The 14,448-nt window shown below is 42.3% G+C and carries 12 protein-coding genes; 5 read left to right on the top strand and 7 right to left on the bottom strand.

Annotated features, from left to right (window positions below):
- The first annotated feature begins 184 nt into the window (after positions 1-184).
- Both I3254_RS05845 and I3254_RS05850 read left to right on the top strand, forming a co-directional pair.
- Positions 185-1,114 carry a bile acid:sodium symporter family protein gene (locus I3254_RS05845; RefSeq protein WP_101204954.1) on the top strand — a complete coding sequence of 310 codons (930 nt, stop codon included), beginning with the start codon at positions 185-187 and terminating at the stop codon, positions 1,112-1,114.
- Between the two features lie 613 nt (positions 1,115-1,727).
- Positions 1,728-3,263 (top strand): hypothetical protein, encoded by a 1,536-nt coding sequence (locus I3254_RS05850; RefSeq protein WP_238052046.1) that lies wholly within the window; start codon positions 1,728-1,730, stop codon positions 3,261-3,263.
- A 66-nt stretch (positions 3,264-3,329) separates the two neighbouring features.
- On the opposite strand, the gene I3254_RS05855 is transcribed toward I3254_RS05850, so the two are convergent.
- From I3254_RS05855 to I3254_RS05880, 6 genes are all read right to left on the bottom strand, one after another.
- Positions 3,330-3,476 carry a DUF2256 domain-containing protein gene (locus tag I3254_RS05855; protein WP_238052047.1) on the bottom strand — a complete coding sequence of 49 codons (147 nt, stop codon included), beginning with the start codon at positions 3,474-3,476 and terminating at the stop codon, positions 3,330-3,332.
- A gap of 45 nt (positions 3,477-3,521) precedes the next feature.
- Positions 3,522-3,683, bottom strand: coding sequence for a DUF2256 domain-containing protein (locus I3254_RS05860; protein WP_082624551.1), 162 nt, complete (start codon positions 3,681-3,683; stop codon positions 3,522-3,524).
- 68 nt (positions 3,684-3,751) lie between these two features.
- Complete coding sequence (locus I3254_RS05865; protein ID WP_238052048.1) at positions 3,752-4,723, bottom strand: Xaa-Pro aminopeptidase; 972 nt, start codon at positions 4,721-4,723, stop codon at positions 3,752-3,754.
- A 290-nt stretch (positions 4,724-5,013) separates the two neighbouring features.
- The gene (locus tag I3254_RS05870) at positions 5,014-5,499 is read right to left on the bottom strand and encodes an META domain-containing protein (protein ID WP_238052050.1); all 486 of its coding nucleotides are present in this window, start codon (positions 5,497-5,499) and stop codon (positions 5,014-5,016) included.
- A 370-nt stretch (positions 5,500-5,869) separates the two neighbouring features.
- Positions 5,870-6,976 (bottom strand): lipase secretion chaperone, encoded by a 1,107-nt coding sequence (locus I3254_RS05875; RefSeq protein WP_238052052.1) that lies wholly within the window; start codon positions 6,974-6,976, stop codon positions 5,870-5,872.
- Between the two features lie 46 nt (positions 6,977-7,022).
- A complete protein-coding gene (locus I3254_RS05880; RefSeq protein ID WP_238052054.1) occupies positions 7,023-8,099 on the bottom strand; it encodes a triacylglycerol lipase in 1,077 nt (358 codons plus the stop codon).
- Positions 8,100-8,394: 295 nt separating this feature from the next.
- On the opposite strand from I3254_RS05880, the gene map reads away from it, so the two are divergent.
- Positions 8,395-9,189, top strand: coding sequence for a type I methionyl aminopeptidase (gene map / locus I3254_RS05885; protein ID WP_238052056.1), 795 nt, complete (start codon positions 8,395-8,397; stop codon positions 9,187-9,189).
- A 239-nt stretch (positions 9,190-9,428) separates the two neighbouring features.
- Positions 9,429-12,185, top strand: a complete 2,757-nt coding sequence (glnD, locus tag I3254_RS05890) for a [protein-PII] uridylyltransferase (RefSeq protein ID WP_238052057.1) — start codon at positions 9,429-9,431, stop codon at positions 12,183-12,185.
- A gap of 81 nt (positions 12,186-12,266) precedes the next feature.
- On the opposite strand, the gene I3254_RS05895 is transcribed toward glnD, so the two are convergent.
- Positions 12,267-12,938, bottom strand: a complete 672-nt coding sequence (locus I3254_RS05895; protein ID WP_238052058.1) for a hypothetical protein — start codon at positions 12,936-12,938, stop codon at positions 12,267-12,269.
- Between the two features lie 261 nt (positions 12,939-13,199).
- On the opposite strand from I3254_RS05895, the gene dapC reads away from it, so the two are divergent.
- Complete coding sequence (dapC, locus tag I3254_RS05900) at positions 13,200-14,429, top strand: succinyldiaminopimelate transaminase (protein WP_238052059.1); 1,230 nt, start codon at positions 13,200-13,202, stop codon at positions 14,427-14,429.
- The last annotated feature ends 19 nt before the right edge of the window (positions 14,430-14,448 follow it).

Consider the following 14,448-nt stretch of genomic DNA (forward strand, 5'->3'; position numbering starts at 1 on the left):
AAGTTATAGAAACCTGATAGTTATTTTTTGGCTTACTTATTTAATATGGGTAAGCCATTTTTTATGGCGCATCCTTTATTTGTTATCAGCAAACTTATCGCTACGTTCATAGCAAAATACTTTTATCATTTACTGACAAGAACCATGCTAGATTATTGTCTACTTTATTATTTTGAGACAGGCTATGAATCAGATTGCATTACTTTCTAGTTGGATTGGCAAAACTTTTGCAATTTGGGCATTGGTCAGTGCTGTTTTGGGATTTATTTTTCCTGAATTTTTTGCCTCGTTGGCTTTTTTAATCGTTCCCATACTTGGCATCATTATGTTTGGGATGGGCATGACACTCAAAACGGAAGATTTCCTAGAAATTGTCAAACGACCAAAGCCTGTACTGGTAGGGCTATTAGCACAGTTCACGCTCATGCCTTTGATCGCTTACCTATTAACGGTCATCTTCAACCTTGATCCTTTAATCGCAGTCGGTGTTATCTTGGTAGGTTGTTGCCCGGGTGGTACTTCTAGTAATGTGATTACGTTCTTAGCCAAAGGTGATGTGGCATTGAGTGTGGCGATTACCTCTATCTCTACCCTGCTTGCGCCTTTTCTGACCCCGATTCTATTAAATGTGTTTGCTGGTCAGCTGATCGACATCGACCTAGCCAGTATGATGATGACCATTACAAAAATCGTTATCTTGCCCATATTACTGGGTGTTATCTTTCATAAGTTTCTGGGTAAAAAGATCGAGTTCGTCACCGAGGTATTACCGATGGTGTCGGTATTGGGTATCTCTATTATTATAGCGGCAGTGGTGGCAGTATCTAAAGCGACTATCTTAGACAGTGGTGCAATCGTCTTTATCGTGGTTGCCTTACATAATATGATGGGTTATACCTTAGGATATGTAATCGCTCGTTTGTCCGGCTTTACGGAGAAACAACGCCGCGCCATTATGGTAGAGGTAGGCATGCAAAACTCTGGTCTGGGCGCTGCCCTTGCGGCAACTTATTTCAATCCTGTCGCGGCCTTACCTAGTGCGATATTTAGTGTCTGGCATAACTTTAGTGGCGCGTTGGTTGCGAATATTTTTGCTAAAAGAGATGCTAAGTAAGCCATAGTTTCTCTTATTTGCATTCAAAGAGTAAACATTTCAATGTCGGTAAGACAAGCTGCGATCAGTTAGAGAATTATATGTCGCGTAAAGACTGGGACATGAAAACGGCTGAGAAGCGGTTAAATTCGAATCTATAAAACTAGATGATTTATTATGCAATGATTTTCTGAAAAATACATGTAGCTATAGAATTTAAATATACCATCTCCTCTATCTATTTCATGCCATAAAAAATGTAGTAGAAAAAGTGATGGTATTTTATTGTGTATATTTTATACCTTCTAAATATATATTATTACCACTCACTATCTCACACCTATGAATATCCAAAACAGAAAGCTCTCTCAATCAGTCCTACTTGTAGGATTTCGCTAACCAATTTAGTTTTAATAATTCCCTTTTTCTTTCGTGTCCCACTCCTTTGATAACCAACTTTCCTATTTTACTCATTTAAAAAATACTTTTTGGATTGGATTAACCAAAAAATGTTTGATATATTCGTAAATAACAATTTATATATTCTTTATTTAAAATATAATAATAAGGGGGTGTGGGGCACTGATATTTGAGCTAAGTAAGATTTTATCTTTTAAATCAAGGAGCGATAAAAATGAAATCATTTAAACTAGCACTATTAGCCATAACAACTGCACTCATTTTACAAGGATGTGGTGAAGACTCTGATTCTGATGAATCACCAACATCGCCGCCTGATCAACCAGATATCACACAACCTGATCAGCCGGATATCGATACCGAAATCGTTGGAATGTGGAGTAGCGACGATGCTGGTAACGACTTATCAGTGATTGTCTTTACAGATGACGGTAATTATGTACAGACTCAAGTCAATGCCAGTCGCTCAAAGAGTGACCCTGAAAATGGTATGGAGTCAGGAACGTATAGCATTAATAGTAAAACAGGTAAACTCACCGCTACACCTATTTTTGACAAGAACGGTAACGCTGGATTATCAGACGCTCCCAATCCCTCTGCTAAAGTAGTGAATGGCAAGCTTATCCTCGAAGTCGATGAAAACGACAATGGTATCATTGATAGTAATGAAATCTACAGATTCTCAGAGGTCAAACCTGAAGGCATCTTAGGATCTTGGAGCTTTGATAATGCCGATGAAGATGAACTAGTCGGAGTGGCTTTCTTAGAAAACAATACTTATATCTATGTGCAAGTGGATGACACTGGTTTAACCAGCAATCCCGAAAATGGCATGGAATGGGGTACTTATGCTATCAACACTACGACTAAAGCGTTAACAACCACACAGTTTTATGACGACAATGATGGAGTTGGATTATCAGAATCGCGTACCCGTTACGCGCGTGTGACTGGTGACACCGATCTTACCATTGAGGTTGATAACAATCAAAACGGGGTAATAGACGATAACGAGAAGTTTATGTTCTCAAGAAACGGGGCTAGTACCGTTGTAGACTCCAAAATGCTCTCAGGGCTGTGGCGAATGGATCTTGGTAACGAAGAGCTAGTGACTCTATCCTTTTTAGACGACGGCACCTACGTACAAACCCAAGTCACAGGCCCTACTTCCTCAAGAGGCTCGGATAATGGCATTGAGTGGGGCGAATACTCGCTAAAAGCAAATAATGAATTAGAAATTGACGATGTCATTTTTGATAATAATGGCAGCGGTGGCTTATCAGATGACGTGCTAAGAACGGTACAAATCACTGATGACATGCTGACGTTAGGCGTCGACGAGAACGATAGCGGTATAGTCGACAATAACGAAAAGTATCAGTTTGCCAAAGCTAAGTCGGAAAATGAGCTGGGAATTTGGAGAGCTTCGCCAAGTGAGGTCGATGATGAGTTGATACTATTTGCGTTCTTAGAAGATAACACTTTCATGCATATAGAAATCGATGAAGAAGCACCTTTTGATGTATGGGACGACGCACCTTCTGGTCTAGAATGGAATACTTATACATTAGGTAGTAATGGTTTATTCACCCTCGGACAGTCACTTTATAGCGGATCAAATTCTGATTTATCAGATTTTTATAACATGACTATTGATGTGAATGACAACAATCTTCTATTCACTATTTTTGAAAACCAAGAGCAAATAGACGAAGAAGATGGGGAGTTTGTCAATTTCTTTCGTCAATAATAGTTAGCTAAAATATATAAAATAGAATCCAGCCCATCTATGATCGGCTGGATTTGTTAATTTAAGCTAATCACTTTTTACTTTTGTCCGCCGACACCGCTCAGAACAATAGATCACCTGCTCCCAGTCTTTCTCCCACTTCTTACGCCACGTAAATGGGCGCTGGCAGACGGGGCAAGTTTTTTGCGGTAGGTTTACTTTTTTATGTGCCATTATTTGCTCCCATCTACTTCTAACTATTTGTATTGTGGTGACATCTTACTTTTGATGATCCAGTCCTTCGTACTTTTTAACACGGCGACATTGGTCTGAGCAATAGACCATGCTCTCCCAGTTTTTATCAAGCTTCTTAGTCCAACTAAATTCGCGCTCGCAGACAGGGCAAAGTTTTTTGCGGACATTCTTCTTTTTGTGCGCCATACTTTTTTATCCTCAGATTTATCTTATTTTTGAATTAAGTATTAGAATTTCGATATGCGTTTAATACACTAACGACCCCATATCGGTGAGCGTACGACTCCACCATTTTGACCGCTAATGGCATAGCTGATATTACCTGACAGCGAATGGATAACTAGACTACCACCATTTTGGCTTGCTACTTGCCCGCCCACATTCAAACGGCGAGTTGGATAGACGGCATAATTGCCAGAGGGAGATAGACGTGCGGGTTCATCAAGCCCTGTTTCTGCCAAGTTGACCACTTGCCCAGTCATCAAGGTCATGACAGCCGCCTTGCGACCATTTAGATAAGCCATACGCTGACCATCTAAGCTAAGCTGAGGACTGGCCACATACCCATTTGTTGATACAGTTGTCGCATTGCCCGTAGCGAAGTCATAACGATAAATTCGCGGTCGTCCAGCACGGACTTTATCACTGGTATAGACAAAGCTCTTGCCATCGGCAGCATAACTGGGCTGTACCTCTGTACTCGGCAGAGTCGTTAACTGCTGGGTATTACCATCACTCAGACGCATCTTATAGATATCAGCATTACCACCGACAGTAGAGCTATAAAGCAAATCTTGACCATCGGGTGAAAATGACGCTGACATATTGCTGCCTTCAGCATTTACCACTAGGTTGCGCGTATTGCTACTACGATCATAAATATAAATTTTGGGATGCTCACGCGGGGCTTGTTTGCTATAGGCAAGCAGTTGTCCGTCTGCCGACCATGCTGGCGCATAGATATAGCCATTAAGCTGATCAATTAGCTGACGAGCGCTACCGTCAGGACGAATGCTATAGAGGGTCGATACTTTTGCCGTACCTGCGCCCTGCTCTTCTACATAGGCAATGTATCCTCGGCGATCAATCGCTGGCATACGTGCAGTCAGCGGATTGGTCTCGACTGTACTGGTTGGCTTTTTTACTGAAGTATTAGGTAATGTCTGACAGCCAGTGAGGACGGTAACTATAGCTATCGTAGTAATGACTTTTATGGTTTCAAACATAGCGCGGTATCCAATAGATCCTAATGATAAAAGTATTGTGAATAATTAAAAAATTATCGTCACTGTTGCCGACTCAACGCCATAGCTAATATCTTACGATGTCAAAGGTATTATAGGGTTATTGCTCTAGTGTAGCCTAAACTGAGTCAAACTTTGGATAAAAAAATGCCCCACTTGATAGCGAGGCATTTTGCGTTTCAAGAAGAGTAGCTTTAAATGAGTAACTTCTGACAAGTAACTCTAATTGCTTAAGCTCACGAACCAGTCAAACTGTTTACTCAATCATTAAGCTACTTCGTAATGGCCTTAAAATAAGCGACTTGATCATTATTTTTAATAGTCAAAATAGGCACATTGTTGGCATTCTTACTAAGGCTATATTTACCTTTTACAGTGGCTAATGCAGTAGTGTCAAAGCTAGCTTGCGGTTCAGGACATGCCATCATAGTACTGATGCCGTTTTTAATCTCGACTTCACCATTTGCAACGCTATATCCAGCGCCCATGTTATTACAGGTATTCATAAATGCCACGTAATCTCTACCGTTATCATTCATAAAATTTAACGTTAACGGCTTGGCTGGGTCAAAAAATAGCTGCGTTACTTTTTCACCATTGCTACGTTTGGCATCAACGAGCTGCCAGTTGTGTGCTTGCAAGACATCCGCAGTGATTGGTTGGTTAACTGGTGCAGGCAAATTCGTCGTCTGACAACCTGCGGCAAGTGTGCCAATTGCCAATGTCGCGGCCATCATTACTTTAGTCATATTCTTCATTTCAACTCCTCGCTTTATTGCATCTGATACTTTTACTAAACACACTATCTGCATGAGCCATCAGCGCTAATAGACAAACGATAAGCTCTAATACACATAGTAAAAGCTCAGATTTATTATGATTCATTTATTGTTTTATTTAATGCTCTAAACAATGACAATATTGTGCATGACTCACAGGGAGGTGTCATCATAAACTGGGTAGTTATTCGGAATGCATTTTGTACTACTTTGCAAATATCTAGCTACTTGCCCTTGCCAGCACCTAAATGAGCTGCTAACTATAATCTTGCTCACTCTATCTATCCGTATCAACGATGGTTATTGATGGTTATTGACGATAGCTAGTGACGGTAACTATTGACGGTAATTAGGGATTATTCACAGCTTGCTGTCGGTGCAATGCCGCATAACCATCCAAACGCTTACGCTCAGTGTCATTAAATAGTTGCTGTTCAAGCTGATTGATTTGAATTTGCGCTTGGGCGGCATCGACACCTTGACTTAATAAGCGATTTTTTTGAGTTTTATACTGGGTGAAGCGTTGGTCAAAATTCGCGTCTTCTTGATCTACTTGTGCTAGCCTTTCTGCTGCTGGTGCGCCTACTAGCTCTCGGCGCATATTATATAACTCCTCGGGCGTTGCACCGCGAGCTTTCATCTGTTCAGTACGAATCATCAACTCGCTAATATTGGCTTGTTGCATGATATTGCTTTTAGTCGCATTCTCTGGCAATCGACTGATATAGTCCTGACGGGCAGCTTGTTTCTGTGCGTCAGACATCTGCTTATTTTGGTCAATTCTGACCATCTCTATACTATAATTATCGTAATCATCCTCTGCGCCAAAAAATGCTGTAATGGTTGGCTTATCAAAGTACTGCTGACGTAGATTAGCGATGTCTTGTTTTTGCTGGGCAACTGCGTTCAAATCCAGCTCGCCACTTTTGGTCGCCTGTAATTGCAGATTGCCGTAGCGCTTCTCTATCTCAGGAAGTGCTTTAAGGTAAGCAACATATTGATTAAAAATAGTGACCGCTTGGCTAGCGGCAGGCTCTGGTGTGTGATGGCGAATATAACTCTCCACACGGGCAAATATAACCGCTTCCTCTTCCTCACCTAGGGCTGATAGAAAATAATCAAACAAACGCCGCAGACCCTCAGTAACGACCAACTGTTTATTTTCATCGATGATGATTTCACCATCAATTTGGGTGCCCTTTAATGAGCGTGGTAAATTTTCTAATCCTGTGACAAATTGAGACTGGCTGGGTGGCGTTGTAGCTTTCACGACTTGTTCCGCAGCCAACTCAGTTGTCACTGACTCGCTACTCTCATTATCAGAGACGGACGGTTTGGTTGAAGTTGAATTTACATCGTTACTAGGCTTGAACCACAAAATAACCGCCGCTGTGGCAATGATAACCACGGCGATGATAGCAATTGTTGCATAGGCTGGACGGCGGTTATTTGACATAAACGATATTTCTCAATCAATGAGCATTATTATTTTGTAGTTCAGCTTATAGGTTGGCGTTTTTCAGACGGTTTACCTGGGTACGATAGATAGATTTTGGCTCAGACTCTCCCCATGCCGTTAGACCCAAGACTTGATCGGCGGAATCCAAATGGTTCATTCTATAATTATCACGAATCACATAGCCAAGACGACTTGAGCAAGCAGATACCAATCCATCGTTAGACTCACCTGCAAACGGTACGCCCGTTGCGGCTAATAGGTAATCGCTAGGATCAAGTGCGCTCGTTATTTGCCCGACGCCGCTAAACGAATAGTACTTGATGCCATTGACCGCCGTACTAGTCGGTTGACCACAATAGTTTTTTGGCATTGCTGCAGGAAATTTGGCATTGAACTTAGCAGCACCATCGGTCGATAGAGCCACGAGCGCTTGCCAGCCATCTTGTTGTTGAATTTGATTGAAACTGATACCAGAACCAATATCTGTAAAGCCACCAATCAGATTAAACACGCCTGATACTAGCTGGGTGGTGACATTAGATGGCTGTCCAGAAGTATTATTTGGCTCAAGGACATTTTTAACAAAATCAGCGGTTTTTGATCCTTGCTCTGGGCTTGATACCGCAGTTACTGAGGCCACGTACTTTGGCGCGACGCCAGCGACATAACGAATATCTATACCGCCCTGACTGTGTCCAAATAAGTTGACTTTAGACTCACCTGAAATCGCGGCAATGGTCTTGACCTGTTGTAGCAGTTGCTCACCTCGAACTTCGCTGTTATTGACCGCTGAAGTCTTAGTGGTATATACCTCTGAACCACCTTTCATCAAGTCTTCTGGAATCCCATTAAAATAGTCAATGACTCCAAATAGCGTTGTGAAGCCGCCAAGCCCGTGTGCTAAGACGACTGGATATTGAGTTTTAGTGTAACTAGAAGTGAAATATTTACTGTCCACCAACTTGCAACCATTAGCATTGGCACAATTATAGTATTGTCCTGCAGCTTGAGCAGAAGTGGTTTGCATGGTCATTAGAAGCACACCAGCACTGATTGAACCCAGTATTGGTAACAATGTCTTTGGTGTGAGAGCTGCACGAATGTACAAAGAAAGCGTCATAACAACATCCTTGTTATCATTGATTTGGTTATTTTTACTGCACAACTACAGTAAAAATTGCTGCTAATTCCGTTAGCAGGCAAAATTACATTACTTATATATCCTGCAACATTCAACTAATTTGTCAAAATATGAATATATTAGTCTGACTAATGAGTCATATAAGCCCTTACCAAGCTGTAAAGCAATTATTTTCAATGATAATGATAGGTACACTATCACTTAACGTAAAAGTGTCACTAGTACGTTTATGGTATAATCTATCTACAATGAACCCATAATTATAAGATATACGATGATGACTAAAAAATCCCTTATCCAGTCTCCAGAAGCCATAGAAAAAATGCGTGTGGCCGGTAAACTCGCTAGTAATGTCCTTGTCATGCTCGACGAGCATGTCAAAGTGGGCGTCAGTACCGAAGCACTCAATCAGATCGCCCATGACTATATTGTTAATGTGCAGCAGGCTATCCCTGCCCCACTTAACTATAATGGTTTTCCAAAATCTATCTGTACCTCAGTCAACCATGTTGTCTGTCACGGTATCCCAACTGAAAGCAAGCTGCTAAAAGATGGGGATATTATCAACATCGACGTGACTGTCATTAAAGACGGTTACTATGGCGATACCTCAAAAATGTGGATCGTCGGCAACGGCTCTATCATGGCACAGCGTATTTGCAAAGTGGCGCAAGATGCCCTTTACGCAGGTATGAGCGTGGTCAAGAACGGTGCACGCCTAGGTGATGTTGGCGCTGCTATTCAGGCCGTTGTCGAGCCTGAGCGTTTTAGTATTGTTCGCGAGTTCTGTGGTCATGGTATCAGTGATGAATTTCACCATGAGCCACAAGTCATGCACTATGGCAAAAAAGGCACTGGTTTTGAGCTAAAAACAGGCATGACGTTTACCATCGAGCCTATGATTAACCAAGGCACGTGGCAGACTAAGATTTTACCTGATGAGTGGACGGCGATTACTAAAGACCGTAAATTGTCTGCTCAATGGGAGCACACCATGGTCGTAACAGACAATGGCTGTGAGGTATTTACTACTCGCCCCGAAGAAGACTTAAGTTTTTTGACGCAGTAGTACAATCAAAGATCGCTTAGGCGGTCTTTTTTTTGGTCTTTAATTAGGGCATATTGAGTATTGTGCTTATAGGCGCTTTGTCTTTATACTCAGATGACCTGATAACTTCTATTAATATATTTATCAGCACTTTTATTGATAATTGCTATTCGTGACTTTTATTAGCCATCGTCATATTAGATGCCCAATAGCGCTCAGCTCAAACGTTCTATTTCTAAACTCTTAACTGGATAACACTCATGTTTAATTGTGATATCGCCTCTGTTGATTTGACGCCTTTACCGATACTACCAAGTGAGGTGGCGACAGACTCATCCCCACTGTCAGCCAAAAATGTGACAGACAAGAATCTACTTGGCATTCCTGAATGGTTGGCACAAATCAACGACGATATCAGCCGCTCACTAGAACGTGGCACCAATATTCGCCAACTGGTTGCAGCACGTGCTTGCGCTATCGACAGCCTATTGATTGCATTATTCAAATGGTTTGAGTTAGATAAAACTGATTTGGCGTTTTTTGCGACTGGTGGCTACGGGCGCGGTGAGCTATCGCTCTACTCAGACATCGATATTTTGCTCCTGTCTCCTGGTGAAATAGGTGCTGATGCCAGTAGTAAAATCGACAAGCTGGTCGCTCTACTATGGGATATAGGACTAGAGCCTGCGCTTTCTGTACGTAGCGTCAATGATGCGCTAGAGGCTGCGCTTGATCATACGATTGCCAGTGCTCAGCTAGAGGCTCGACTCCTAATCGGCAATGAAACATTGCAAGACATGCCTGCTCAAATCGTCAATAAACAGTGGTCTCCACGTGCATTTTTTGATGTAAAAATGGAAGAATCCAAAGCGCGTTACTTGCAGCACAATGCTACCGAGTACAACCTTGAGCCCAATATCAAAACAGCGCCGGGTGGGCTACGTGATATCCATATCATCGGCTGGGTCACTAAGCGTTATTTTCGCGTGAGCAAGCTATATGATTTAGTGCAACAGAACTTTTTGACCGAAAAAGAATTTGATGAGCTGAGCTTTGCCGAAGGGTATTTATGGCAAATTCGACATTACTTACATGTACTGACTGGCCGTAATGAAAACAAGCTGTTGTTTGATTATCAGCGTGAGATTGCTCAGCTAATGGGCTACGAGACCCAACCTGATGACCAGCCTAATGCTGCGGTCGAACGGTTTATGCGCGACTATTATCGCTGTGCGATGCAAATATCAACACTGTCTGAGATGTTGACCAATCATTATTATGAAACGATCATAGAGCCGCAGCTGCCTGACGATGAACGTCCAAAAAAACAGCCTATAAATGCGCGATTCAACCGTATTGGCAACCAGATTGCCATTGCGCATCATCGAGTGTTTGCACAGCACCCAGAGTCTATCTTAGAGATGTTTTTATTGATGGGTCAGCACGGCATCGATAAAGTTCGTACCCATACTTTGCGCGCACTCAAAATTGCCGCACGAGGCATCGATCAGATATATAGAGACAACCCTACTCATAAAGCGTTGTTTTTATCGAATCTAAAAGAACAGAATTACCTGTTTCATCGTCTACGTACCATGAATCGCTACGGGGTATTGGGTAACTATATTCCTGCTTTTGCGCAAGTCACTGGCCTCATGCAATATGACTTGTTCCATCGTTATACAGTAGATGCGCATACCTTGTTTTTGATTAGAATTTTGCATCGATTTACAGATCCGACCTTTCACGAAGAGTTTCCACTGGTCAGCTCTATTTTTCAGCGTATCGAGCGTAAAGAGATTTTGGTATTGGCAGCGATGTTCCATGATATTGCTAAGGGCCGTGGCGGCGATCATAGTGAGCTTGGTCAAACTGAATCGATTGAGTTTTGCTTATCGCATGGTATGAGCTTGGCTGACGCAAACTTAGTAGGCTGGCTCACGCGCTATCACCTTCTCATGTCGATTACTGCACAGAAAAAAGATATCTCAGACCCTGAAGTGGTGACTATTTTCTCTGATCTTATTGGCAATGTAACTCATCTAAACCATCTGTATGTACTGACGGTGGCTGATATGAATGCGACCAACCCACAGCTATGGAACAGCTGGCGGGCGACCCTCATGAAACAGCTATACTCACAAACTCGGCGCATCTTGCGCGCTGATATCGATGCGCCTACCAATCGTCAAGATATGATTAGCGCCACACGCAAGCAAGCGTTGACGATGCTAGATAATGTCAACAACCAACATATGAATCGCGATGAAGTATTGCGTCTATGGGATGACTTGGGCGATGAGTATTTCTTGCGAGAAATTGCAGAAGATATCTTATGGCATACTGAAGCTATTTTGAATCACCCACCGATTGGATTGGCCTCTAATGCTGATAGTCCACCGTTGGTCGTTTTGCGTGAACATCGCGAATTGGCGCTTGATGCAGTACAGGTCTTTGTTTACACCCAAGATCAGATGAACCTGTTTGCCGTTACCATGGCAGTATTTGATCAGATGAATCTCGATGTTTTAGATGCACGAATTATCACAGCGACCCGTGACTTTGCCTTGGATTCTTATGTATTGCTAGATCCTAGTGGCACATTGCTGGTTGATGAAGACAGTCAACAAGAGCTAAAACAACGCTTAATTGACTCATTCAAAGACCCTACTGTACTTAAACTGACGAACAAGCGTATGCCGCGTCAGTTAAAACACTTTGAAGTAAAAACGGTGATTAACTTCGAGTTCAATGAAGCATCAGATCAGCACATCTTGAGCTTAGAAACGCTTGATCAGCCAGGGCTACTGGCGCGAGTTGGGCAAGTGTTTTTGCAAGAGCAAATCGAAGTACATGCTGCGCGTATTACCACTTTAGGTGAGCGTGCTGAGGATATGTTTTATATCAGTGATCAAAACGATAAGCCACTCTCACCTGATAGACTGGAAGCATTAAAGGCAGCTCTGTTAGCCAGTCTTACCGTTCAGAAAGAGCATAATAGCGTAATATATTTTTGATACGGCTAGATAGTTTTGGTTAGCCATTATTTTGAATATTAACTAGCAAAAGTAGTCTGATAGTCATCATAGAAGTACGTTTTATAACGTACTTCTATAGGTTATCTCGCTGGCATGTTCGTTCAATTCATCGTCAGCAAGCTCTGGCGGCAAAACACCTACTTCAGGTGGCTGCTGCTCCATGATTAGTCGTCCAGCATCGACTTCTTTTTGTAGCAAACACTGCAAGCTTGCTAGGTGAAACTGTCCATCTAGATAATCATCTAAGGCTTCTAAAGAAATAGGCGATTTGGCATGTACATCAGGATACAGGCTATCCTCTGCCAAAATAATCATCTCGTTGAGCGCCTCTTCGCGCATCAGCTCGTCGTTGTCTATTTTGCGCTGGAGTTTGTTTTCCAACTGGCCTTTAGCAGCAAGTGCGCTGACAAAAAATATGGTCTGTATTACAAACAAAGAGATGTATTGCCATAGCGGTAATGAGATACCAAATATATTATTGAGCAGCATCAAGGCCATTGCCACTACCACGTAGCCGACCAATTGCCACAACAGCCACATAATTAGGCTGTTTTCACCATACCAAAACATTTTCTTTTCTTGACGCTCGATCAGTTGCTGGCGCGCTTGCCACCAGCTCTGTTCACGTTCTTTGAGCAGCTTATACAGGTTAGAACGCTGCAAACTGTTATCAAGTTTTTCATTATTGATATCTTTAGCGATGAGATCATCATTATTTAGCACACTAGACATATCAAACTATCCTTAAAACGATCTACCACTTTTGTGATGTAGTCATTTTTTATATTGTTATAGGTTATAGATTATGAAAGGTTCAAAAGACTTTTGAGCGACTACCTATTTGGTAGTCATACAATGAATAGCTTACGCTTGGTAAATGCCTATTCACGATATAAGAAGAAAAGGACAAAAAATTAGAGAAGTGCTACACTGCTCTAATGTAAATTTTCTTTATAACTTTATTATTAATTGTCTATTATAGTTATCACACTTATGAATCACAACTTAAAGCATCTACATCCTTATCCATTCGCCAAGATGGCAACATTACTTGCCGATAGCAAGCCTGCCAACGGTTACAGTGAAATAAAGCTCGGTATCGGTGAGCCAAAACATGAGCCCCCTGCATTTGTGCTGGACGTCCTACGCGAAAACTTGGACAAAATAAGTCGTTATCCGACTACAAACGGTATGTTTGAGCTGCGCCAAACCATCGCCCACTGGTTAGAGAAACGGTTTTTTCTAAATCACGTCGATGCCAATACTCAAGTATTACCAGTAATGGGCACACGTGAAGCGATTTTTAGCTTTGTACAAGCGGTCGTTGATCATGATGTAGCTGACAAAGATAGTAATTCTCTAGCGTCTGATACATCGCCTACAGTCGTCATGCCCAACCCGTTTTATCAGATATATGAAGGCGCAGCGATACTGGCACAGGCAACGCCTTACTTTGTCCCTTGTACATCAGCTAATGACTACAAAGGCGACTATCGCGCGGTGCCAAAAGACGTCTGGATGCGTACGCAGCTATTGTTTGTTTGTAGTCCAAACAATCCAACAGGCGCCGTCATGACAATGGCTGACTGGGAATACCTTATTCGTCTGTCAGATCAGTACGGTTTTATTATTGCCAGTGACGAGTGTTATAGCGAGCTGTATTTTGATACAGCACCGATTGGATTGCTCCAAGCCTGTGCGGCCCTTGGTCGCCGTGATTTCAAAAACTGTATCGTGTTCCACTCTCTATCCAAACGTTCAAACCTACCGGGTTTGCGCTCTGGATTTGTGGCTGGTGATGCCAAAATTTTGCAGGCTTATTTGCAATATCGCACTTACCAAGGCTGTGCAATGCCGATACCTCATCAGCTGGCCTCTATCGCTGCATGGCAAGACGAAAAACACGTCGCTCATAATCGCTCGCTATACCAAGAGAAGTTTGCCCTATGGATGTCCGAGCTTGGGGAGTTGCTAGAGTTACGCATGCCTGATGCTGGGTTTTACTTCTGGGTCAAAGTGCCTGAACAGTTCGATGGTAATGATGAAATCTTTGTCAAAGCGCTGTATGAGCAAGCCAGTATCCATGCATTGGCAGGACGCTATTTGTCACGTGAAGTTGATGGTTACAATCCTGGACAAGGTTATGTGCGTATCGCTCTGGTCGCGAGTGTCGATGAGAGCCGAGAAGCAATCAGTCGTATCCGCAGCCTACTAAACGCTTAGAGCTAATTAGAAAAATCTA

The organism is Psychrobacter sp. Ps2 (assembly GCF_022129405.1).
Lineage (GTDB): Bacteria > Pseudomonadota > Gammaproteobacteria > Pseudomonadales > Moraxellaceae > Psychrobacter.